Annotated in this window: 22 protein-coding genes; 13 read left to right on the top strand and 9 right to left on the bottom strand. The window is 75.2% G+C overall.

The features are described from left to right. Nucleotides 1–18 precede the first annotated feature (18 nt). The 3 genes from AC0GKK_RS01800 to AC0GKK_RS01790 all read left to right on the top strand — a co-directional run bounded on the left by AC0GKK_RS01800 (nucleotide 19) and on the right by AC0GKK_RS01790 (nucleotide 2,531). Nucleotides 19–897, top strand: a complete 879-nt coding sequence (locus AC0GKK_RS01800) for a hypothetical protein (protein WP_489882993.1) — start codon at nucleotides 19–21, stop codon at nucleotides 895–897. A gap of 327 nt (nucleotides 898–1,224) precedes the next feature. Beyond that, nucleotides 1,225–1,821, top strand: a complete 597-nt coding sequence (locus AC0GKK_RS01795) for a hypothetical protein (protein ID WP_489882992.1) — start codon at nucleotides 1,225–1,227, stop codon at nucleotides 1,819–1,821. Nucleotides 1,822–1,904: 83 nt separating this feature from the next. Further along, entirely contained in the window at nucleotides 1,905–2,531 is a 627-nt protein-coding gene (locus AC0GKK_RS01790; protein ID WP_489882991.1) for a hypothetical protein, read from the top strand. 6 nt (nucleotides 2,532–2,537) lie between these two features. On the opposite strand, the gene AC0GKK_RS01785 is transcribed toward AC0GKK_RS01790, so the two are convergent. The 4 genes from AC0GKK_RS01785 to AC0GKK_RS01770 form a co-directional block, all read right to left on the bottom strand. Beyond that, entirely contained in the window at nucleotides 2,538–3,206 is a 669-nt protein-coding gene (locus tag AC0GKK_RS01785; RefSeq protein WP_157818222.1) for a pentapeptide repeat-containing protein, read from the bottom strand. A gap of 19 nt (nucleotides 3,207–3,225) precedes the next feature. After that, nucleotides 3,226–4,182 (bottom strand): esterase/lipase family protein, encoded by a 957-nt coding sequence (locus tag AC0GKK_RS01780; protein ID WP_489882990.1) that lies wholly within the window; start codon nucleotides 4,180–4,182, stop codon nucleotides 3,226–3,228. A gap of 98 nt (nucleotides 4,183–4,280) precedes the next feature. Further along, complete coding sequence (locus AC0GKK_RS01775; RefSeq protein ID WP_405417100.1) at nucleotides 4,281–4,712, bottom strand: hypothetical protein; 432 nt, start codon at nucleotides 4,710–4,712, stop codon at nucleotides 4,281–4,283. Between the two features lie 450 nt (nucleotides 4,713–5,162). Beyond that, nucleotides 5,163–5,618: a GNAT family N-acetyltransferase gene (locus AC0GKK_RS01770; RefSeq protein ID WP_062395034.1), complete on the bottom strand. Its 456-nt coding sequence runs from the start codon at nucleotides 5,616–5,618 to the stop codon at nucleotides 5,163–5,165. Nucleotides 5,619–5,730: 112 nt separating this feature from the next. On the opposite strand from AC0GKK_RS01770, the gene AC0GKK_RS01765 reads away from it, so the two are divergent. Together AC0GKK_RS01765 and AC0GKK_RS01760 are read left to right on the top strand one after the other, a co-directional pair. Continuing rightward, the gene (locus AC0GKK_RS01765) at nucleotides 5,731–6,384 is read left to right on the top strand and encodes an antibiotic biosynthesis monooxygenase (protein ID WP_083474738.1); all 654 of its coding nucleotides are present in this window, start codon (nucleotides 5,731–5,733) and stop codon (nucleotides 6,382–6,384) included. A gap of 53 nt (nucleotides 6,385–6,437) precedes the next feature. Continuing rightward, complete coding sequence (locus tag AC0GKK_RS01760) at nucleotides 6,438–9,854, top strand: arabinosyltransferase domain-containing protein (RefSeq protein WP_489882989.1); 3,417 nt, start codon at nucleotides 6,438–6,440, stop codon at nucleotides 9,852–9,854. Between the two features lie 36 nt (nucleotides 9,855–9,890). Here AC0GKK_RS01760 and AC0GKK_RS01755 read toward each other — a convergent pair whose 3' ends face one another. Beyond that, nucleotides 9,891–10,421: a histone-like nucleoid-structuring protein Lsr2 gene (locus AC0GKK_RS01755; protein ID WP_083474090.1), complete on the bottom strand. Its 531-nt coding sequence runs from the start codon at nucleotides 10,419–10,421 to the stop codon at nucleotides 9,891–9,893. 356 nt (nucleotides 10,422–10,777) lie between these two features. On the opposite strand from AC0GKK_RS01755, the gene AC0GKK_RS01750 reads away from it, so the two are divergent. Next, a complete protein-coding gene (locus AC0GKK_RS01750) occupies nucleotides 10,778–11,263 on the top strand; it encodes a GNAT family N-acetyltransferase (RefSeq protein ID WP_208825088.1) in 486 nt (161 codons plus the stop codon). Nucleotides 11,264–11,451: 188 nt separating this feature from the next. Beyond that, nucleotides 11,452–11,931, top strand: a complete 480-nt coding sequence (locus tag AC0GKK_RS01745; RefSeq protein ID WP_405417094.1) for a hypothetical protein — start codon at nucleotides 11,452–11,454, stop codon at nucleotides 11,929–11,931. Nucleotides 11,932–11,935: 4 nt separating this feature from the next. Here AC0GKK_RS01745 and serA read toward each other — a convergent pair whose 3' ends face one another. Then, a complete protein-coding gene (gene serA / locus AC0GKK_RS01740) occupies nucleotides 11,936–13,135 on the bottom strand; it encodes a phosphoglycerate dehydrogenase (RefSeq protein WP_489882988.1) in 1,200 nt (399 codons plus the stop codon). A gap of 160 nt (nucleotides 13,136–13,295) precedes the next feature. Here serA and AC0GKK_RS01735 point away from each other — a divergent pair, with 160 nt between their 5' ends. Continuing rightward, a complete protein-coding gene (locus tag AC0GKK_RS01735; protein WP_489882987.1) occupies nucleotides 13,296–13,688 on the top strand; it encodes a VOC family protein in 393 nt (130 codons plus the stop codon). A gap of 10 nt (nucleotides 13,689–13,698) precedes the next feature. On the opposite strand, the gene AC0GKK_RS01730 is transcribed toward AC0GKK_RS01735, so the two are convergent. Continuing rightward, nucleotides 13,699–13,926: a DUF3072 domain-containing protein gene (locus AC0GKK_RS01730; protein WP_489882986.1), complete on the bottom strand. Its 228-nt coding sequence runs from the start codon at nucleotides 13,924–13,926 to the stop codon at nucleotides 13,699–13,701. A 114-nt stretch (nucleotides 13,927–14,040) separates the two neighbouring features. Between AC0GKK_RS01730 and ligD the strand changes: the two genes are divergently transcribed. The 5 genes from ligD (at nucleotide 14,041) to AC0GKK_RS01705 (ending at nucleotide 20,602) form a co-directional block, all read left to right on the top strand. Then, a complete protein-coding gene (ligD, locus tag AC0GKK_RS01725) occupies nucleotides 14,041–15,999 on the top strand; it encodes a non-homologous end-joining DNA ligase (protein ID WP_489882985.1) in 1,959 nt (652 codons plus the stop codon). A 5-nt stretch (nucleotides 16,000–16,004) separates the two neighbouring features. Next, nucleotides 16,005–16,772, top strand: coding sequence for a glycerophosphodiester phosphodiesterase family protein (locus AC0GKK_RS01720; protein WP_308819143.1), 768 nt, complete (start codon nucleotides 16,005–16,007; stop codon nucleotides 16,770–16,772). A 63-nt stretch (nucleotides 16,773–16,835) separates the two neighbouring features. Further along, nucleotides 16,836–18,161 (top strand): MFS transporter, encoded by a 1,326-nt coding sequence (locus tag AC0GKK_RS01715; protein ID WP_489882984.1) that lies wholly within the window; start codon nucleotides 16,836–16,838, stop codon nucleotides 18,159–18,161. A gap of 241 nt (nucleotides 18,162–18,402) precedes the next feature. Next, a complete protein-coding gene (locus AC0GKK_RS01710; protein ID WP_020627709.1) occupies nucleotides 18,403–18,744 on the top strand; it encodes an RNA polymerase-binding protein RbpA in 342 nt (113 codons plus the stop codon). Between the two features lie 106 nt (nucleotides 18,745–18,850). Further along, on the top strand, nucleotides 18,851–20,602 hold the full coding sequence (locus AC0GKK_RS01705; RefSeq protein ID WP_489882983.1) for a DUF885 domain-containing protein: 1,752 nt from the start codon (nucleotides 18,851–18,853) through the stop codon (nucleotides 20,600–20,602). A gap of 24 nt (nucleotides 20,603–20,626) precedes the next feature. Here AC0GKK_RS01705 and AC0GKK_RS01700 read toward each other — a convergent pair whose 3' ends face one another. Both AC0GKK_RS01700 and AC0GKK_RS01695 read right to left on the bottom strand, forming a co-directional pair. Further along, a complete protein-coding gene (locus tag AC0GKK_RS01700) occupies nucleotides 20,627–21,403 on the bottom strand; it encodes a polyprenol monophosphomannose synthase (RefSeq protein WP_489882982.1) in 777 nt (258 codons plus the stop codon). Between the two features lie 201 nt (nucleotides 21,404–21,604). After that, nucleotides 21,605–22,411 (bottom strand): PIG-L deacetylase family protein, encoded by an 807-nt coding sequence (locus AC0GKK_RS01695; protein ID WP_073574853.1) that lies wholly within the window; start codon nucleotides 22,409–22,411, stop codon nucleotides 21,605–21,607. Between the last annotated feature and the right edge of the window lie 121 nt (nucleotides 22,412–22,532).

The raw sequence follows: 22,532 nt of genomic DNA, 5'->3' as shown, positions 1-22,532 counted from the left end.
GTCAGGCGGGTCCTGGCCGTGACGGTCCCCGTGGTCGGGGCGATCGCAGTCGCCGCGGCGGTCGTCGTCACCGTGACGCCGGGGGAGCAGCCCGTCGCGGCGCAGGGAGAGCAGGGGGAGCAGACCGGCCCCCGCCCGGCCGCGCCGCTCGCCGCCGGTCCCGCCGTGCCCGGCGGTGGCTCCCCGGCGCGGATGGCCGACCCGGCACCGCTCGCGCAGGCACCGGTGCGGGCGGCCGCCGACGCCGCGGCCGCCGCACCCCGGAACTCCACGGCGGGGTCGCCCCGGGAGCCGGGGTCGCCGGGTACGGCCACCGGCGGGTCCGGCCCGGTCCGGTCCGGCGGGGGTGGTGCGTCGCGCGCCGCCGCACCGCCGTCGACGACCGGCGGGGCGGACGGCCCCGCTCCGGCGGGCCCGGCTGACCGCACCGCGCCCGGACCCCTCGCGGTCGCGCCCGGCACGGGCACTGCGCCGGCGCCCGGCCAGGTCACCGCTCCGGACGACACCGCTCCGGACGACACCGCCCCGGACGACACCGCCCCGGACGACACCGCCCCGGACGACACCGCCCCGGACGACACGCCCCCGGCCGACGACACCGCACCCGGCGACGACACCGGGTGGTCCGCCCCGTCCCGGCCGACGGTCCCGCGGCCGGTGGTGCCCGACCCGCGCGTGGCCGTCCCGCCCCAGGCCGCCCCACGGTCCGCCGCACCGCCGGACGACGACCCGGCCGGCAGTGGTTCCTCCGGTGTCTCCCCGGGCACCGTCACACCGGCCGACCCGGACACCGGCGCCGCGGACGGGGCGCTGCTCCGGCTGCGCCTGCGGATCGCCGAGACCCCGCCCGTCGACGTCCGGGTGCCCGGACCCGCGCTGTCGCTGCTCGGGGGCTGAGCCCGGCCGCCCGTCCGGGCGGCGCGCAGTTCACCCCACCGGGACGGCCTGCGACGGCGACACACCCGTTCGGTGCATGGCCGTACCGCCGTCCGCCGGTGACGATCACCCCATGCGCACGGCGAGCGGCTCCACCACGTGACCGGCCGGCACCGGATGCCGGGCGGGCCCGGCCCGGCCGGCCCGGACCCCGCCGGGCCCGAGGTGTGGCCGAGCTCCGCTGCCCGCTCCCGGGGCGCGACCGCGACGGCGCCCGTCGGCCCGTGGGACGCGCCACGACCGGTCGAGGGCCGGGCCCGGCCGCCGCGGGGCCGCCGGCGTCTCCGCGTGACCCTGGCCGGGGTCGTCCCGGTGGTGCTGGTCGCGTCGGTCGCCGTCGCGGGTCTCCTCGGGACCGGGGTCCTCGGCGGGGTCGCTCCGGCGGACCAGCGGGTCGACGACCACGTCCCGGTACCGACCTTCGCGTCCGGCCCGACCGTCGACGACGCCTCGTCGATCCCGATGCCGTCGCGCTGGTACGGCTCCGGCACCGGGATCGCGCCCACCACGGCACCGGTCGCGGCCCGCGAGACGCGCGCGGCCGCCGTCGCCGACGGGGCGGTGCGGGCGGCCACGGCCCGGATCGCCGAGGACCGCCGGATCGCCGAGGAGCGCCGGGCCGCCGAGGCCGCCGCACGGGAGCGTCTGGCCGCGGAGCAGCGCGCGGCGCAGGACCGTGCCGCGCAACGGGCCCGGGAGCAGGCCGACGCGCGCCGTCGCGCCGCCGTCCCCCGACCGGGGCACCCACGACGCCGCCCGCCCCGACCACCACCCCGGCCCCGCCGACCGGCACCGCGCCCGACGACGCCCGGACCGCGACCCCCGCCCCGACCGGGGACGCCCCGCGCACCGAGGGCGTCGTCTGTCGTGTCGTCCGGTTCGTGATCGTCCCCTGCTGAGGCCCGGCCGGGCGAGGCAGGTTTGAGCCCCTCCGGCTCCGGCTACCGACAGTGCAGGAGGCGATCACGATGAGCGCACGGCACCGACGTCCACGCACCACGCCGGGCCGCCTGGCCCTTCTCGGCACCGTCCCGCTGGTCGGCGGTGCCGGGCTGGCGGCGGCCCTCGTCGGTGGCGCCGCCGGCACGGACCCGGCCCGGGACGTCACCCCCACCGCCGCGGCCGCCGACGGCACGGCGGTCGACGGCACAGCGGTCGACCCGACCGACGCCGTGGCTGTCCCCGGGCGCGGCGAGATCGTGCTGGACGCCGTCGGCGGGGCCCGCGACGCCGCCACCCGCGCGGGCGACGCACGGACCGCGGACCGGGTCAGCACCGTGGCCGCCGAGCTGCGCGACCAGGCACGGTCCCGGGCCGACGCGGCCCGCGCCGCCGGGGACGCCGAACTCGCCGCCTACCACCGCGAGGAGGCGGCCCGGCAGGACCGGGTCGCGGACGCTTCGCGCCCCGTCGTGCCCGACGACCAGACCGGCGACGACGAGCTCGCCGGCACCTCGCCGCTCTGCCGCGCCGCGGACGTCGTCCGGCTCGGCCCGCTCACCGCGGCCGGTCCGCAGTGCGACGAGGACCCGTGGATCGCCGGCCAGGTCGAGGACGCGATGCGCCGCGGCGGTCTCGACCGCCCCGTCGGCTGACCCGGCCTACGGCTCGAGCACCGTCAGTCCCAGCGCCGCGCAGATCGCGCCCGCCTGGGTGGGGGAGACGATCGCCCCGCGCAGCTCGCGCGGGGTGTCGGGGGTGACCTCGCCGAGATCGCAGCCCCGCAGGTCGGCGCCGTCGAGCCGGGTGGAGCGCAGCACCGTGCCGCGCAGCCGGCACCGCTCGAACCGGACGTCGCGCAGGTCGGCGCCGGACAGATCGGCCTCGGAGAGGTCGCAGTCGGCGATCCGCAGCCCGCGCATCGCGACGTCGCGCAGGTCGGCCAGCTGCAGCGAGCAGTCGTCCAGGACGAACGACGCCGTCAGCCCACGCAGTCCGCGCAGGACGGTGCCGATCATCCGGCAGCCGGTGAACCGGGTGTCGCCGAGCGTCGCCCCGGCCAGCCGGGCCCCGGACAGGTCGACCCCGCCGAGCACGGCGTCGGTCAGGTCCGCCTCGCGCAGATCGGCCCCGGCCAGCGACGTCCCGGTGATCCGCGCCCGGTCCAGCCGCACGCCGCGCAGATCCGCCCCGGCGAGCGAACCGCCCCGCAGGACCAGCCCGGCGAGGTCGGTCTCCCGCAGGTCGGTCTCGTCCAGGACGGCCGAGCCGACCTCCACGCCGTCCCGGGCCGCCGCGAGCAGGTCCTCCGCCGTCGTCACCGCCGTCACGGGCGACAGCGTGGCACGGTCAGGACGCGGCGGGTGCGTCCGGGCCCACCGGCAGGCAGCGCACCGGGTTCGCACGGGCCGGGTCGAGCGCGTTGAGCACGTGCTGCAGCGTGACCGGGTCGAACGCGACGGCGACGTGCTCGGCGAGATCGGTGGGGCAGCCGTCCTGCAGAACGATGTTGTGCGCGCCGTCGAGCAGGCCCGAGGTGTAGGGGACGACCAGCTCGTCGTAGCGGGTGAGGATCATCGTGTAGTCGACGCCGTCGGCGCGGGGCCCGCCGTCGGAGTTCATGCGCTGCAGGAAGTCCGAGCCGCGCAGGAACTGACGGCAGGACGCGCACAGCGGGTCGAGGACGGTGCCGACCGCCGGGCCGAGGCCGAGCTGCTCACCGGTGCGGTTCAGGAACGCCAGCCCGGCGGTGCTCGTGCCGTCCCAGAGCGGGGTCAGGCCGACGTAGCGCCGGACCTTCTCGGCGCCCCCGAGGAACCGGACGTAGTGGTTCGGCATCAGCGAACCCTCGGAGTGGCCGACGATGTCGACCTTCGCGGCACCAGTGGCCCCGCGCACCCGGTCGACGAACGCGGCGAGCTCGGCGGCGCTGTCCTCCATCGGGGCGAGCCCGCCGACCTGGGTCAGCGGCGGCGGGGCCAGGGGGTTGCGGCCGTAGGTCAGGGAGAACACGCAGTAACCGCGCTGGGCCAGCTGCGGGGCCATGTAGGCCCAGTTGTTCCCCTGGTTGGCCGAGAGGCCGTGGACGAGGACGACCGGCTCCGGGTGCTCCTCCGACGGCCGGCAGCCCCAGTCGTTCGACCCGGGCGGGGAGGGGTCCAGCAGGTCCTGCACCGACGCGACCTGCTCGGGCTCCGGTGCCGCCGCCTGGGCGGGCGGGACCAGCGCGAGGCCGACCGTGCACACCGCGACCGCGATCGAGACGACCGCCGCCCACCTGCGCCGGTCGTTGCCCTGTCCAGCCACCAGCCGCCTCCTCGGATGCCGTCGTCACGAGGATCAACGACGACGGTCACCGGAGGTTGCGCACCGTCACCGGACAGGGCCGTCCGGGGGAAGGGTGACTACTCCGTCCGATCCTGACCGGCGCTCCCGTCCGGCTCCGTGGACCCGTCGTGCCGGGGGACCTGGTCCTGGCGGGGACGTCCGCCTCGGCGCATGTTCCCGTTGGTGGTCCGCCGGGTCGGGTCGACCAGGCGTTTCCACTTGGCCTGGGCCGCCTGACGGCTCGACAGCTGGGCCTGGACGGCGTCGGCGACCTCCTTCCAGGTCATCCCGCCGGCCCGCAGGGTGCGGATCAGGTCGCGCTCGTAGTAGTCGGCCAGCCGGCGCATCTCCTGCACCAGGGCGTACCAGGCGGCCGCCCCGTCGTGGGTGAGGACGCCGTCGGCCGCCCGCTCCTTCATCCCGTCCAGCTGTTCGGTGATGGACTCCCGCTTCTTCGCGATCGAGGGGTCGGCCCGTTCCAGCCAGCGCTGCGCTTCCTCGTACCTCATGATGTCAATGGTTCATTGACGCATACGCGCGGTCAACCGTTGCGCGACACCGGCGTGTCGCGGGGGAGCGGGCCACGACGACGGCCGCGGTGCCGGCGGCCGGGCCACGCGCCGGTGGCGCCCCGGGGGCCGGTCGTCGCCGGAGGAGGCCCAGGAGGCTCAGGAGGCGCTGGGGGCGCCCTGGACGGCCCTGTGCGGGCCGCCGCGGCGGGGACGGACCATCCGGCGGCCACGCACGACCGGGCCTGTCCAGGGCCCGCTGAACCTCCCGCGGCCGGACGGGGGCGAACCGGAATGCCCCCACGGCTGTCGAGACCCGCTCGTGGTCCGGATCCCCGCCGCCGGCGCCTCGGTTTCCTCTGAGGTCAATGTTTCATTGACGCTTACTCGTGGTCGTCGAAACGACGACAACAGAGCCGCCAGGACCGAGCCGAGCCGGGGGAGCGGCCGTCAGGTGAGGGGGAGGCTGAAGCCGTCGTGGGTCCGGAGGAACCCGAGGCGCTCGTAGAACCGGTGGGCGTCGGTACGGGACCGGTCGGAGGTGAGCTGGACGAGCGCCGCGCCACGTCGACGGGCCTCGTCGACGGCGTACCGGACCATGATCGCCCCGAGCCCGTCGCCGCGCCGGCCCGCGACCACCCGGACGGCCTCGATCCGTGCCCGCAGCGCGCCGCGGCGGGCCAGGCCCGGCAGCAGGCTGAGCTGCAGGGTCCCGACGACCGTGCCGTCGTCGTCGGCGACCAGGAGCAGGTGTCGCGGGTCGGCGTCGAGCTCGGCGAACGCGGTGAGGTAGGGCGCCAGGTCGTCCGGGGTCTCCCGGGTGGCGCCGAGCGGGTCGTCGGCCAGCAGCGCGACGACGGACGGCACGTCACGGGCAGTGGCCCGGCGCAGGACGGGTACGGGCACGGCGGGACCTCTCGACGCGGGACGGCGGGGGAGCGGGCTCCGGAGAGTGTCCCGGAGTGATGTCGTGCGGCCGGGCTGGGAGTCCGGCGGGTCAGCGGTCACCATGACGGGCATGTCCCTCGACACCCGCGACCGGGCCGACGGCACCACCCCCGCCGCCGCGTCCGCTCCCGCTCCGACCGGCGGCGACCCCGTCACGGTCTCCTTCACCCGTCGCGCCGACCCCGGTCACGCCGCGGAGATGACCGCCTGGATCCGCTCCGGCCTGCTCATGGCCGAGGGGTTCCCCGGCTTCCTCGGCGGCGGCTGGGTCCGCAGCCGCGACGGCTCCGACGAGTGGCACATGCTGGCCCGCTTCGACTCCCCGGAGTCGCTCGGGCGCTGGGAGGCCAGCCCGGAGCGCCGCTGGTGGCTCGGGTCCGCCCAGGGCCTGGCGGAGATGACCCGGGCCGAGCGCCGCACCGGGATCGAGGGCTGGTTCGACCAGCCCACCGCGGTGGAGACGGCCGGCCCACCCCAGGTCACACCGCCGCGCTGGAAGCAGGCGACGACGATCTGGCTCGTCTTCTTCCCGATGAACCTCCTGGCCACGGTGACCCTCGGCGCGCTGCTCGCGGACTGGCCCGTCGTGCCACGGCTGGCGGTCACGACGATCGTCCTGACCCCGGTCATGGTGTACGTGATGCTGCCCTGGATCACCCGCGTCCTCGGGTGGTGGCTGCAGGGCAGGCGGTTCCGCGACCGGCACCACGTCCCGGTGGGCTGATCACCCCCGGGGGCTCCCCGGATCACACGGAGCGAGGCCGCTACCGTCGTTCGGTGCTCACCTCCGAAGCGACGGTCGCCGCGCCGGCTCCGGTCGACACGCTCCGCGACCGTCGACGCCTGCGCTGGGCGGGCCGGCTCGGCCTCCTGGCGTTCGTGCTCGCCGTCGCCGTGCCCTTCCTGCCCGTGGTGCAGCACACGACCACGATCGTCTGGCCGTCGGTGACGGACGGCACCGCCGACGTCAACGCGCCGCTGGTCGCGCTGCGCCCGGAGACGATGTCCGTGGTCGTCCCCGCCGACGCGATCCGCAGCCTCGACGACCGCACCGACGGTTCGGCCACGGTGCTGTCGACCGTTCCGCCGGAGTCGCCGGAGGGCGCCCGCTCCGGGATGGTCCTGACCGTCGCCGACGGCCAGCTGGCGCTGGTCGACCGTGGCCAGCAGCTCGCCACGGCGCCGCTGCGGGCCGGCCCGTCGGAGGTCCGGATCACCTCCGACGGCACGTCCACCACGATCGACCTGGGCTCCGGCGCGCAGACCTTCGAGGGCGACCTGCGGCCGCAGGTCGTGGGGATCTACTCCGACCTGGACACCGCGCTCGACCCGACGGCCGGCACCGCGGTCCGGATCACCCCGGACACCCGCTTCGACACCAGCCCGTCGGTGTGGAAGACCGCGGCCACCGTCGTCGCCGTGGCGGCGCTGCTGGGCTCGCTGCTCGCGCTGGCCGGCGTCGACCGGCACCTGGGCCGCAGCCCGCACCGGGCGGGCCGCGACGCCATCGGCGGTCTCGCCGGGCGGTGGCCGCCGCGGCTGCGCCGCTGGTGGTCCCGTGCGAGGCCCCGGCCGATCGACCTGATCGTCACAGTGGTGCTGGTCGGGTGGGCCGCGATCGGGGGCCAGACCTCCGACGACGGGTTCACCCTCGGCATCGTCCGCGACGTCCCCACCTCGGGCTACGTCGGCAACTACTACCGCTGGTACGACGCCGCGGAGGCGCCGTTCGGCTGGTTCTACGACCTCTACGCGCTGTGGGTGCGGGTCTCGGACTCGCTGCTGTGGCTGCGGCTGCCCTCGGTGCTGATGGGGATCATGGCCTGGTGGCTGGTCTCCCGCGGCCTGCTCCCGCGCCTGGGCCGTCAGGCCCGCCGCTCCCGCGCCGCCACCTGGGCCGCGGGCATGGTGTTCCTGGCGTTCTGGATGGCCTACAACTCCGGGCTGCGGCCCGAGCCGGTCGTCGTCGTGTGCTCGCTGCTGGCGCTGGTCTGCGTCGAGCGGGCGCTGGCCCTGCAGCGGCTGCTGCCGGTCGCGCTCGGCCTGTTCGCGGCGTCGATGGCGGTCGGGGCGAACCCGGCCGGGCTGATCGCGATCGCGCCGTTCATCGCCGGTGTGCGTCCGTTGTGGCACCTGCTCGCGGCCCGCATCCGGGCCGTCGGCGCGGTGCCGGTGCTCGCGCCCCTGCTGGCCTCGGGCACCGCGATCCTGATGATCGCCTGGGCGGACCAGAGCTGGGCCGCGGTGATCGACTCCACCCGGCTGCGGTCCGACATCGGCCCGGACTGGCCGTGGTACACCGAGATCGCCCAGCGCTACGCGCCGTTGTTCGAGGGGCTCGCGGACGGGTCCATCGCGCGCCGGTTCCCGATCCTGCTGGTCATCCTCTGCCTGCTGGCGTGCGTCGTCGTGCTGATCCGGCGCAACCGGATCCCCGGTGCCGCGCTCGGGCCCGCCCAGCGCCTCATCGGCAGCACCGTGATCGCGCTGCTGATCTTCGCGCTCACCCCGACCAAGTGGACCCACCACTTCGGGGATCTGGTCGGTCTGGGCTCGGGCATGGTGGCGCTCGCCGCTATCGCCACCGGCTCGGACGTCCTGCGCTCGCTGCGCAACCGGCTCGCGTTCCTGTCGGCGGTGTTCCTGGTGGCGGCGCTGTCCGCGGCCGGGCCGAACCTGTGGTGGTACACGAACAACTGGGGCGTGCCCTGGGCCGGTGAGCAGGTCACCGTCGCCGGCTACGAACTCTCCACGATCCTGCTGCTCGTCGCGCTGCTGCTCGCCGCGGGGGCCGGGGTCGAGCACCTGCGCGGGATCCGCGAGGAGCGGCACCCCGACCAGTTGGCGGGTGTCGAACGCGCGCTGGGGCGGATCCCGGTGGTCGGCCGCTGGGTCCGGGCCCGGGACTGGCGCCGCGACGCGTCATCAGCGCTGCGGGCGACCCGGCGGCTGCGGCTGACCTCGGCGCCACTGGCGGTGCTGTGCGGGCTGCTCGTCACGTTCAACGTGTGGTCGATGGTCTCGGCCGTCCAGGACCGCTCCGGCACGTGGACGATGGGTGCCGACGCGCTGTCGCACCCGTTCGGCGGGTCCTGCGGGCTCGCCAGCCAGGTGTTCGCCGAGCGCAGGCCCGTCGACGGCGTGCTGCCCCCCGCCCCGGAGCCGACCGGGATGGCCGCGCCGGCCCGCTCCGGGCTGCTCCCGACCGTCGCGCCGCCGCCCCCGCCGGGGGAGCCGACCTCGACCCCGGCACCGCTGGCCCCGGGGGTGGTCCCCGCCAACAGCCCCGACGCCCAGCTGCTCGACCCCAACAGCGGGGGCAGCGGCTTCGTCCGCGACGGGATCCCGCCGACCGGCGGCGGCACCGGCGCCTCCGGGTTCGAGTACGTCCTGTCCGGCGGTCTGGGGAGCGACGCGGCACCCGCGTTCGGCAGCTACGTGCCCCGCGGCGACCGCAACACCGGCACCCTGCGCACCCCGTGGGTGATGCTGACCGCCGAGCAGCGCGCCGGCACCACACCGCTGGTCGTCACGGCAGCCGGGCGCCTGGGCAACGGGAACCGGCTCACCGTCCAGTACGCGACACGGTTGTCGGACGGGCGGGTCCGCGTCGTCGAGCAGACCACCCTCGACGACGGCCGGGTGGAGGAGATGCCGTGGCGCGAGCTGCGGTTCGACCTGCCCGAGACCGCCCGAGCGGCCACCGAGGTCCGGATGGTCGTGCAGGACAACTCGCTCGGCGCCGACGGCTGGCTCGCCATCGCGCCGCTGCGGGCGCCGCAGCTGGCGCCGTTGTCACAGGTCGTGGGCGACCAGCCGATGTTCCTCGAGTACCCGGTGTCGCTCGCCAGCCCGTGCCTGCACCCGTTCCGGACCTCCGGCGGCATCGCCGAGGTCCCCGCCTACCGGCTGCAGGCCGACGGCAGCCAGATGCGTGCCGACGGGGAGGGGTGGTCGTCCCCGCAGGCCGGCGGCCCACTGGGCTGGATCACCGTGATCGGCAAGCAGGCGGAGCTGCCCACCTACCTCGAGGGCGACCCGGGCCGGGACTGGGGCAAGGTGCAGGCGATCCAGCCGTACCGGCCGAACGCGGTCGCGCCGACCCTGGAACGTCGCGACGTGGACCGTTCCGGGCTCTACAGCTCCGGTCCGCTGCCGGCGCCGCCGCCGGGCATCCCGTCACCGAGCCGGTGACGGGCTCCCCGGGCCGGACCGGCCCGGGGAGCGGGGTCAGCCGCTGAACTCGACCGCGGGCGCCGCGGCGGAGGGCTGCCTGCGCTCCGCGGGGGCCTCGTCCCCGCTCTCGCTGTCCGGGACGGCCCGCGCCGCCGGGCTGGCCTCGCCGGCGGGCTCACCGGCGACCGGTCCCTGCGGCGTGTCGCCCGCGGCGTCGCCGTCCTGGGCGCGGCGGTGGGCCTCGACGACCTCGGACGGGATGCGGCCCCGCTCGGACAGTGTCCAGCCGTTCTCCCGGGCCCAGGCCCGCACCGCGCGGTTGTGCTCGCGGGTCGCGGCGTCCGAGCCGTCCGCACCGCTGCGCCCGGCCGACGGCGCGGACACGCCCGCGTTGCGTCCGGTGCGCGGGGACCCCGCGGCACGCGCGACCCCGACGAACGGGGCCAGCGCGTCCCGCAGCGCCGCGGCGTTGTCCGCGGTCAGGTCGATCTCGAACCGGCGGCCGTCGAGCCCGAAATCGACGGTCTCGTCGGCGTCGCCGCCGGTGATGTCGTCGACCAGCCGGATCGTCTCGACCTTCGCCACTGCAGTTCCTCCCGGTTCGCCGCCCCGGATTCACCCGGGATCTCCGGAAGCATAACGACGGAGGTCCTCCTAATCGTGGGCGCCCGGCCGGGCGGAACGGCGGAACTCCCGCGCCCGGACCACACTCGGCCTGGTCGGACGCACCTCACGGAGCGTTCCGATCAGGACGGCGAGGCCGATCAGGACAATGACCAGCAGTACTGCGACGACTGCGCTCACGGTGTTCTCCTCGCCGGTCGGTTCGCGGCCACCCGCCGCCGGTGAAAGTGCGATGTACCGACGATAGGAGCGTGCCGAATGGGTCGGCGCAGTATTTGAGCAATTCTTGAGCCGTGCCCGCCGGGGGAGGGTCCAGGATGGAGCACGTGCAGATCGACGTCGACGACCTGTCCGGAGCGCAGATCCGGCGGTTCCTGGCAGGGCACCTCTCCGACATGCGCGCCCAGGGGCCGCCGGAGAGCACACACGCGCTCGACCTCGACGGACTCCGCGGGCCCGGTGTGACCGTCTGGGCCGCCCGCGACGACGACGGCACCCTCCTCGGCTGCGGCGCGCTGAGCGAGCTGGCGGCCGGGTCGGTGCCCGAGCACCCGGCAGCGGAGATCAAGTCCATGCGGACGGCCGAGCGGGCCCGCGGTCGCGGCGTCGGCGCCGCGGTGCTGACCCGGCTGCTCGACGCGGCACGCGGGCGGGGGCACCGGGCGGTGTACCTGGAGACGGGCGCGGGGGAGTACTGGGCCCCGGCGCGGCGGCTCTACGAGCGCTTCGGCTTCGCCGTCTGCCCGCCGTTCGCCGACTACCCGGTCGATCCGCTGAGCGTGCACTACCGACGACTCGTGTGATCCGGCGATCATGTGATCCCGCTCTCGCCCGGATGCCACACGTGATCTAGAATGCTCTACGAGCCGTAGAACACGGTGCCGACGCCGGACCGTTCGAGGGTCCTCCCACCCGGGCGTCGGGCCCCACCGCGCCGCCTCAGCGCCGGAGGTCCGTCCCGGGACGCGGGGACGGAAATGAGGCCACGGGGATGACGGTCGAAGCCGGTCTGGTCAACGCCGACCTGCGCCGCAAGCGGTCGGTGGACCTGGCACAGCTGATCCACGAGCAGCACGGGGGACCCGTGACGGCGCTGCGCGAGGGCCTGCTGACCTACCCCTACCCGCACCCGGTGGCCGACTGGCACCGCGCGCGGACCGTCGTCCCGGCGATGCGGGGGACCGGTGAGCTGACGCTGGTGGCCTCGACCGCACCGGACCGGAGCTCCCCGGCGACCGGTGTGGGGATCTGGGAGCTCGCCGTCACCGGGTCGGAGCCGCTGGCGCGCGGCGAGGCCGAGGGGTGGGCGCGAGCACTGTTCGGGTACCGCTGCGCGCCGCTGGTGTACCGGCGCCGGACGGGCGGGCTGTTCCGCCGCCCGACCGGCGTCGAGTTCGTCGTCTTCCACGGGGTGCACGGCCCGATGCATCCCTCCGACGTCGAGGAGTACGGCGCGAACGCCTGCGCCTGAGCGCTCAGAGCCGGTAGGACCGCAGCCAGACGGTCTGGGCGGCCCGGCGGAGCGCCGAGAGCACGTCCTCGGGCAGGACCTGGTCGGTGTCGGTCAGGACGTAGCCGAGGTCGCCGCCGGTGGACAGCGACTGCCCGACGACGTTGACGCCGGCGTCGGCCAGCAGCCGGTTGATGTCGGCGAGCACACCGGGGGTGCTGGTGTGCAGGTAGGCGGTCCGGAACACCCCGGGCGGGTTCGGGGCGCCGACGTTGGGCAGGTTCACCGACAGGGGAGTGGCACCGAGCTGCACGAAGTCGAGCATCTTGCGCGAGACGAAGGTGCCGATGCCCTCCTGCGCCTCCTGGGTCGACCCGCCGATGTGCGGGGTCAGGATGACGTTGTCCAGGCCGCGCAGGGGTGAGTCGAACTCGTCGCCCTGGGCCTTGGGCTCGACCGGGAACACGTCGACGGCGGCGCCCGCGAGGTGCCCGGACAGGATGTTGTCCCGCAGGGCGTGCTCGTCGGTGACCATGCCGCGCGAGGCGTTGATGAACATCGAGCGGGGCTTCATCCGGGCGAACTGCTCGGCGCCGAAGAGTCCGGCGTTGCCGGGGCGGCCGTCGACGTGGATGGAGACGACGTCGGACTCGGCCAGCAGCGCGTCCAGGCTCGGCATCCGCCGGGCGTTGCCGTGGGCGAGCCGGTCGGCGGTGTCGTAGAACACGACCTGCAGGCCGATGGCCTCGGCCATGTTGGACAGCTGGGTGCCGATGTTGCCGTAGCCGACGATGCCCAGGGTGCGGCCGCGGAACTCGTGCGCGCCCTTGGCGGACTTGTCCCAGACGCCCTCGTGCATCCGCTGGGTCTTCTCGGTCAGCCGCCGCGCCAGCACGACGATCTCACCGATGACCAGCTCGACGACGCTGCGCGTGTTCGAGTACGGCGCGTTGAACACGGCGATGCCGCGCTCGGCGGCCGCGGTGAGGTCGACCTGGTTGGTACCGATGCAGAAGCAGCCGACGGCCAGCAGGTCCTTGGCGGCATCGAGCACCTCGGCGGTGATCGTGGTGTTGGAGCGGATGCCGAGCAGCTGCACACCGGCGAGCGCGTCGTGCAGCTCGTCGCCGCTGAGCGACCCGGGCCGGGTCTCGACCTCGAAGCCGTCGCGTCGGAACGCCTCGGCGGCGCGGGGGTGGATGTTTTCGAGCAGCAGGACCTTCACGCGTCCAACCTAGGACGCCGGGAGGTCTCGGAGGCACCGGGGCCGGGTGATCCTTGCGGCATGGCGCCGTTCGGGGGGGAGGAGGGTCACCTCGGTGCGCAGGCCCGCACCGCTCGAACTGTCATAACGTGCATTATCGGCTCGACGCTAAGGTGGATCGATGACCGCCGCCATCCATCATGTCGAGCTGTGGACCCGAGACCTCACCGGGACGGCGCCGTCGTTCCACTGGCTGCTCACAGAGCTCGACTGGACCCTGCGTGACGACGGCTGGGACCGCGGCCGGATCTGGACCCACCCCTCGGGCGTGTACGTGGTCCTGGAACAGTCGCCGGCCGTCCACGGCGTGCACGACCGGACGCGTCCGGGTCTGAACCATCTGGCCCTGGCCGTGTCCGGCCGCGCCCGGCTCGACGCGCTGCGCGCGGACTGCGCCGCGCACGGGTGGTCCGAGCTGTTCGCCGGGGCCTACCCGCATGCCGGCGGCCCGAACCACACCGCGTTGTTCGCGGAGAACGCCGAGGGCTTCGAGGTGGAACTCGTCGCGCCCTGACCGGACCGGCTCAGTTGCCGCGGCCGGTCGCGTCCTGCAGCTCGTCGATCCGCTTCGAGGCCTCGGCCTTGGTCAGCTTGCCCAGGTCCTCCGGGGCGTCCTGCCCGGCCTGCTGCAGCAGCGTCTCCAGGTAGGAACGCTGCGGGCCGGTCATCGGCTCGTCGCCGGTCGTCCAGTCCGCGGGGTCCTTCTCGGCCGTCCCGGGGTCGACGGCGTCGGCGCTGTGGTCGTTGGTCATGGGTCGAACGTATCTTCGACCGGCACTCCCCGCACGGTCGAGCCGTCCCGGCCCCACCGGAACTGTCATAACGACGACCCGGTCGGTGTCGGTGCCGGTCACTACGCTGCCGCTGTGCCCCTGGACGAGTACCGCCGCCGGCGCGACGCGCGGCGCACGCCCGAGCCGGTGCCCGAGCACGACGCCGGGCCGCCGGACGCCGTCGGCGACCGGTTCGTCGTCCAGGAGCACCACGCGACGGCGCTGCACTGGGACCTGCGGCTCGAACGCGACGGCGTCCTGGCGTCGTGGGCGGTCCCCAAGGGACTGCCGGAGGACTCCGAGACCGTCCGGATGGCCGTGCGGACCGAGGACCATCCGCTGGAGTACCTGGAGTTCTCCGGGGAGATCCCGCGCGGCGAGTACGGCGGCGGCGGGATGGCGATCTGGGACCACGGCCGCTACGACACCGAGAAGTGGAACGACCGCGAGATCGCGTTCGTCCTGCACGGCGGGCGTGTCCGCGGCCGGTTCGTGCTGCTGCACCGCAGCTCCGGCGGGCGGAAGGACAACTGGCTGCTGCGCCGCACCCGGGACCAGCCCGACGGCATGGACGCCGGGAGTGAGCCGCTCCCCCACGACGTCGTCCTGGCCGTCCCCCGCCCCGCCGACCGGCTGCCCACCGGGGACGACTGGACGGTCCGCCCGGTCTTCGGTGGCCGCCGGGTGCTGGTGCGGGTGGACGGCGGCCGGCTGTCCCTGCGCCCCGTGGACGGCGACGGCCGGGCCGGGAAGCCGTTCGACCCGCCGGGTGCGCTGCGTGGCCTGGGGCCCGCGCTGGGCGCCGGGGGGCACCTGCTCGACGCCGAGCTGACCGGCCGCGGCGAGCTGTGGGTGGCCGACGTCCTGCACACCGGCGGCCGCGACGTCCGGGCGCTGCCCGCCGAGGAGCGTCGCGCGCTGCTGGAGGAGCTGCCGCTGGACGGGCCGCACCGGCGGGCGGCGCCGTCGTACCCGAACGCGGGCGCCCGGCTGCTCGACGCGGTGCGCGACCAGGGCCTGCCCGGGGTGGTCGCCGTCCGGGCCGGATCCGGATACCCCGAGGGCGCGGGCGACGACTGGCGGGAGGTCCGGGTGGACGGTACGAGCCGGAGGACGGCACAGCGCGGGACCGCGCGACGCGAGGGGTACGGGCGGGCGTCGCTGTCCAACCCGGACAAGGTGCTCTACCCCGCCACCGGCACGACCAAGGCCGACGTCCTGGGGCACTACCTGGCCGTCGCCGAGGTGATGGTGCCGCACCTCGACGCCCGGCCGGCGACGCTCAAGCGCTGGCCGGACGGGGTGGAGGGGTCGTCGTTCTTCGAGAAGAACGTGGCCCGGCACGCGCCGGAATGGCTGCGCACCGCCCGCGTCGGGACGCCCGGCGGCCGGTCGGAGTCCGCGGACTTCGCGGTCCTCGCCGACGCCGAGGGGCTGGCCTGGGCGGCGAACCTGGCCGCGCTGGAGCTGCACGTGCCGCAGTGGCGCCTGGGCCCGCGCGACGGACGCCACCCGCCGGACCGCGTGGTGTTCGATCTGGACCCGGGCGAGGGCACGACGATCGTGGAGTGCTGCCGGGTGGCGCTGTGGGTGCGGGACCTGCTCGACGAGCACGGACTCGTGGCGTACCCGTCGACGTCGGGCGGCAAGGGGATGCAGCTCTACCTGCCGGCGCGGGTCACCGATCCGGAGCGGACCAGTGAGTTCGCCCGCGAGGTGGCCGAGCGGCTGGCCGCGGAGCACCGGCGCGAGGTGATCGCGGTGATGACCCGGGCCCGTCGGCGCGGCAAGGTCTTCGTCGACTGGAGTCAGAACAACACCGCCAAGACCACCATCGCCTCCTACTCGCTGCGCGGCCGCGAGCGACCCACCGTCGCGACCCCGGTGACGTGGGCGGAGGTCGAGGGCTGCCGCGAGCCCGCGGACCTGGTGTTCACCCTCCACGATCTACCGGCCCGGCTGGACACGCACGGGGACCTCATGCGTCCCCTGATCGACACCGAGGGTTTCCGGCTCCCCCGTGGTGGCGTGATCGGGCAGGTGCCAGGCTGACCGCCGTGCACCACCCGTACCTCGACGGTCCGCACCCCCGCGCCTACGCCCACCGTGGCTGGCACATCGGGGAGCTGGCCGGTTGCGAGAACACCGTCGCCGCGTTCACCGCCGCCGCCGACCACGGTCTGCGCTACGTCGAGATGGACGTGCACGCCAGCGCCGACGGGGTGCCGTTCGTGCACCACGACCCGACGCTGGACCGCACCACCGACGGCACCGGGCGGATCGACGCGCGCCCCGCCGCGGAGCTCGACACCGTGCGGGTCACCGGGGCGCAGCGCACCGAGCCGCTGCCGCGGCTGGCCGAGGTGCTCGACGCGGTCCCCGGGGTGCGGGTGACGATCGAGCTGAAGTCGGCCGAGGTCGTCGCGCCGACGTTGGCGGTGCTCGACGCCGCCGACGCCTGGGACCGGGTGTGCCTGGGCTCGTTCTCCGCCCGCCGGCTGGGCGTCGCCCGGACGCTGGCCGGGCCGAGGCTGTGCACGTCGATGGGGCAGGCCGAGGTGGTGGCGCTGCGGGCCCGCGCGTGGGGCGTCCCGGGCCGGCTGCTGCCGGCGCCGGCAGGGGTGTTCGCGCAGGTCCCGCCGATGTTCGGGCCGATCCCGGTGGCGTCGGACCGCCGGTTCGTCGAGGCGGCGCACCGGGCCGGGCACGAAGTGCACGTGTGGACGGTGGACGAGGCCGAGCAGATGCGACGGCTGCTGGCCCTCGGGGTGGACGGACTGCTGTCCGACCGGCCGGACCGGCTGCTCGACGTCGTCGGGAGCTGACCGGGTGGGCGCCTGCGTAGATGATCGGAGGCCGGGTCCCGCGGGCGTCGATACGCTCGCGCCGTGACCGCCTCGACCGCTCCGACCGCAGAGCCGGCCCCGCCCCGCCGATCCCGGCTGTGGGCCTGGGGTCTGTGGGACTGGGGTTCCTCGGGGTTCCAGCACATCGCGCTGACCTTCGTGTTCTCGGTATATCTGACCGACGCCGTCGGGGCGGACCTGCCGGGCTCGGTCAGTGCGAACAGCTGGCTGGCATGGTCGACGGCGGCCGCCGGGGTGCTGATCGCACTGATGGCGCCGGTGGTCGGGCAGAGCGCGGACCGCACGGGGCGGCGGCTGCGGGCGACCGGGGTGTGGACGGCGCTGGTCGTGCTCTGCATGGCCGGGATGTTCTTCGTCCGCGACGACTGGTCCTACCTGTGGCTCGGCCTGCTGCTGCTGGCGCTGGCGTCGATCTTCGCCGAGCTGGCGGCGGTGTCGTACTACGCGCTGATGGCGCAGGTGTCGACGCCGGCGACGGTCGGGCGGGTGTCGGGCTTCGGCTGGGCGCTGGGCTACATCGGCGGGATCGTGCTGCTGCTCGGGGTGTACGTGTTCCTGCTGTCCGGCGACGGCGGCCTGCTCGGTGTCCCCACCGCCGACGGGCTGGACGTACGGATCGCGGTGCTGGTGGCGGCGGTGTGGTTCGCGGTGTTCGCTGCGCCGATGTTCCTCCTGCTGCCCGAGACGCCACCGGTGGCACCGCACGGCCCGAAGCTGGGCGTGGCCGGTTCCTACCGCAGGCTGGTGACCGACCTGCGCGCGCTCTACCGGGCCAGCCCGCACACCGTGTACTTCCTCGGGGCGAGCGCGCTGTACCGGGACGGCCTGAACGCGATCTTCGCCTTCGGCGGGGTCCTGGCGGTGACGGTGTACGGGCTGGAGCCGGGCCAGGTGCTGATCTTCGGCGTGGCGATCAACGTGGTGTCCGCCGCCGGGGCGCTGCTCGGGGGCAGGCTCGACGACCGGTTCGGCCCGAAGGCGGTCGTTGTCGGCTCGCTGGCCGGGCTGGTCGTGGTCGGGGTGGTGCTCCTGTTCGTGTCCGGGCCGACCATGTTCTGGATCTTCGGTCTGGTGCTGGGGCTGTTCGTGGGGCCGGCGCAGGCGTCGTCGCGGTCGTACCTGCTGCGGGTGTGCCCGGCGCAGCAGGAGGGCCAGCTGTTCGGTCTGTACGCGACGACCGGGCGCGCGGTGTCGTTCCTGGCGCCGGCGCTCATCGGCCTGTTCACCTACGTGTTCGGCTCGGACCGGGCCGGGACGATCGGGATCGTGCTGGTCCTGGCGGCGGGCCTGGTCGCATTGCTGCCGGTGCGCTCCCCCGGCCGTGCACCGCTCCGGTCGGCTGTGTGAACACTCGTCGACACCCCGGTGGGCACCGTCACACATGGCTGACACGTCACATCGGAGTGTGTAACGGGCGGCGATAGGGAACACTGGTCAATCGGGCGCAGAGCGGGTTACCGCGAGGTAACTCGAGCGGGTCTGTTCTGCCCTGCCGCCGGAATACCGTAGCTCCACGTACGTTACACCCGGTGGCGAAGACGTAACCGTCGAGGTGCTCCCTCGACATCGCGCTACAGGAGGGTGACGCATGGCCGACCGCGTTCTGCGTGGCAGCCGGCTCGGGGCTGTCAGCTACGAGACGGACCGCAACCACGACCTGGCGCCGCGGCAGATGGTCCGTTATGTGTCCGAGTCCGGCTACGAGTTCCAGGTGCCGTTCGCGAACGACGCCGAGGCTCCCGCGACGTGGGAGTCCCCGCAGGGCGGCGTCGGTCGTCGGGTGGACGGGACCGAGCCGGAGCAGAAGAAGCAGAAGCCGCCGCGTACGCACTGGGACATGCTGCTCGAGCGCCGGTCGATCGCCGAGCTCGAGGAGCTGCTCGACGAGCGCCTGGAGCTGCTGCGCGAGCGGCGCGCCGAGATCGCCTGATCCCGGCCGCACCGCAGGCACACACCGGACCACCACCCGGTGACCACGGAGCCCGGATCCCTCAGGGGGGTCCGGGCTCCGTCGCGTGCGGGCATGATGACCGGTGATGAACGATCAGCAGACCGGCACCGCCAGCCCCTCCCGCCCCGCCCGGGCGGTCCGCGACCTCGCCGACGACCACGTCCGGCGCCTCGCCGAGCTCGACCCGGTCCTCGCCGGCGACCTCGGCTGGACCGAGCGGCAGGACGAGCTGCCCGACCTCTCCCCCGACGGCACCGCCGCGCTCGTCGCCGCCTGTCGGGAGACCCTGGAGCGGCTGGACACCGCCACGGGCGCCCGGGAGCCCGCCGACCCCGACGAGCGTCGCTGCGCGCGGCTGCTGCGTGAGCGCCTCGGCGCCCAGCTCGACCACCTGACCTCCGGGGAGCCGTTGCGCGCGGTGCAGGAGCTGTTCGGACCGCTGGCGACCCTGCGGACCGCGTTCACCCTCATGCCGGTCGACGGCGACGAGGACTGGGCCACCGTGGCCGCGCGGATGGCGCGGGTCCCCGAGGCACTCGCCGGGTACCGGGCGTCCCTGGCCGAGGGCCGCCGTCGCGGTCTGTTCGCCACACCGCGCCAGGTGGTGCGGGTGACCGAGCAGATCGACGCCTGGAACGGCGACGCGGGCGGCCGTGGCTGGTTCGCCGGGTTCGCCGCGGACGCCTCCGTCGGTGACGCCGTGCGCGCCGACCTGGACCGCGGTGCGCGGGAGGCGACGGCGGCGCTGGGCGAGCTGCGGGACTGGCTGGCCGCGGAGTACCTGCCGGCCGCGGAGGGGACCCCGGACGGCGTGGGCCCCGACCGGTACCGGACCGCGAACCGGTTCTGGAACGGCGCCGACATCGACACCGTCGAGGTCTACGAGTGGGGCTGGTCGGAGTTCCGCCGGATCCGCGAGGAGATGGCCGTCGAGGCCGCGCGGATCGTGCCCGGCGGCAGCGTGCGCGAGGCGATGGAGTTCCTGGAGACCGACGGGGGCTCGACCGGGGTCGTCGTGGGCGGGGAGGCCGCCCGGGCGCACCTGCAGAAGATCATGGACGACACGATCGCCGAGCTCGACGGTGTCCACTTCGACCTGTCCGGCCGGCTGCGGGAGGTCGAGTCCCGGCTGGCGCCGGCGGGCAGCGCGGCGGCGCCGTACTACACACCGCCGGCGCTGGACTTCTCGCGGCCGGGCCGGACCTGGCTGCCCGCGAGCGAGGACGACCGCTACCCGCTGTGGGACCTGATCAGCACCTGGTACCACGAGGGCGTCCCGGGCCACCACCTGCAGCTGGCGTCGTGGGCGGTGCGCAGCCGGGAGCTGTCGACGTTCCAGACGTCGCTGGTGGGTGCGGTGAGCGCGGACGTGGAGGGCTGGGCGCTCTACGCGGAGCGGCTCATGGACGAGCTGGGCCACCACTCCGACCCGGGCTCGCGGCTGGGTTACCTCAATGCCCAGATGCTGCGCGCGGTGCGTGTGGTGATCGATCTGGGGATGCACCTGTCGCTGCCGGTACCGGACGACTCGCCGGTCGGTGCCGGTCAGCGGTGGACCCCGGAGCTGGGGCGGGAGTTCTTCGGCCGGCACGTCGGCGGTGGGGACGCGATGGCGGACTCGGAGCTGCTGCGCTACCTCGGCGGACCGGCCCAGGCGATCGGTTACAAGCTGGGCGAGCGGGCCTGGCTGACCGGGCGGGAGCGGGCCCGGGCCGCGCACGCAGCCCGCGGGGAGCAGTTCGACCTCGCCGCGTGGCACGCCGCCGCGCTCGCCCAGGGCACGCTCGGTCTCGACGACCTGGTGCCGGAGCTGGCGGCCCTGCCGGCGCGCGCCTGAGCGCACCCGGGGGCGCCGCGCGGCTCAGCCGTGTGCGGCGCCCTCGGTGACCGGCCCCGCGGGGCGCCGGGGGGTGTCGCGGCCGAGCCGGTGCGACAGGCCCCAGCAGGTGACCCGCCACAGCGCCTCGGCGACGATGCCGCCGCTCATCTTGGAGGCGCCGCGCTCGCGCTCGGTGAAGGTGATCGGGACCTCGCTGACCCGGAACCCGGCCTGCAGGGCCCGCCAGGCCATGTCCACCTGGAAGCAGTAGCCCTGGGAGGCGACCGAGTCCAGGTGCAGCTGCTCGAGCACGGTGCGCCGGTAGACGCGGTAGCCGCCGGTGATGTCGCGCAGCGGCACGCCGAGTGCGAGGCGGGAGTAGAGGTTGCCGCCGCGGGAGAGGAGCTCGCGGTGCCAGGGCCAGTTCACGACGCGCCCGCCGGGCACGTAGCGGGAGCCGAGGACGACGTCGGCGTCGGCCAGGGCGGCGAGCAGCGCGGGGAGGTCCTCGGGGGCGTGCGAGCCGTCGGCGTCCATCTCGACGACGACCTGGTGCTCGCCGGTCAGTGCGTGCCGGAAGCCGTCGAGGTAGGCGGCGCCGAGGCCGTCCTTGCCGGAGCGGTGCAGGACGCGGACGCGTTCGTCGGCGGCGGCGAGGGCGTCGGCGAGCTCTCCGGTGCCGTCGGGGCTGGCGTCGTCGACGACGAGGACGTCGGCGTCGGGCAGCGCGGCGTGCAGCCGCGCGACGGCGGGACCGAGGTTCTCCCGCTCGTCGTAGGTGGGAACCACGACCAGGACCGGGCCCGGCGGTTCGACCATGCTCGTCCTCTCCCCCGCCCGATCGGTGTCGACCGGGCGACCCTACCCGTACCGACCGCACCTGCTCGGTCACCGCTCGTCGTGCTGCGGCGGAGCGCGGTCGTGCGGACAGCGTAGTGGAGCGCCGCGACCGCCCGACGCGGCGGCATCGGACGCGGGACCGGGCCCGGGGCGGGAGCGGGCGCGGGACGGGGGCTGCGGTCAGCGGGTCCCGGCGAGCAGATGGGCGTTGCCCAGCGCCTCCAGGACACCGCCGCGGGCCCGGCCGCCGGTGTTCTCGCCGGGGAGGAACCACTCGTAGCCGTAGGCGGCGGCGAAGCCGGCCTCGTCGACCGCGTCCGGGGCGATCTGGCTGGCGTGGGCGAGCATCGCGGCCCGCTTCACGGCGAGCTCGGCCGGACCGCCCCCGACGGCGACGGCGATCTCGGCGGTGACCCGGCCGTAGCCGACGCCGGCGGCGTGCGCGGCGCCGTGGACGAGGTGCCGGTCGCGCGCGGCCAGCGCGAGGTGCTCGCGGTCGACGGTCATCCGGTAGCCGTGGGCGCCGGTGAGCGAGCAGGCGATGGCACCCGCGGCGTGCGCGGCGCGGTGGTCGGGATGGCCGTAGATGCCGGCATCGTCGTCGTGCAGGACGGTGCCCGCGCCCTCGGCGTCGACGATCTCGGCGACGGCGCGGCCGAGCGCGACGGGGTCGGCGCCGGCGAGGGCGCGCGGGTGGCGCAGGCCGGGGCCGCCGGGCAGGCCGGAGTCGCGGTGCCCGAGCAGCACCAGGCGATGTACACCGAGCAGGGCGGCGGCGTCGGTGAGCTCGCGGCGGCGGCGGTCGGGGACGGTCTCGCCGGGTTCCAGGGGGAGGCGGGACCCGCCGAGGTCGCCGCCGGTGGCCATGACGAGCACGACGCGGGCGCCCGCGTCGGCGAGGCGGCGCAGGGTCAGACCGGTGAAGATCGACTCGTCGTCGGGGTGGGCGTGCAGGGCCAGGACGGTCTGGCCGGAGAGGGTGTGCACCTGGTGATCGCTTCGCGTGCGGGGCCGGGGCGGCCGGTACGGACTCGGGTCCGGAGCGGGTCGGTACCCGGGCGGCGTGAGCGGTCCACGGACGGTGAGCCGGGACGGCGGTGTCAGCCGC

It is taken from the genome of Pseudonocardia sp. P-1, assembly GCF_058111925.1.
The sequence above is the reverse complement of the archived record's forward strand: the minus strand, read 5'-3'. Positions and strand labels throughout refer to the sequence as shown.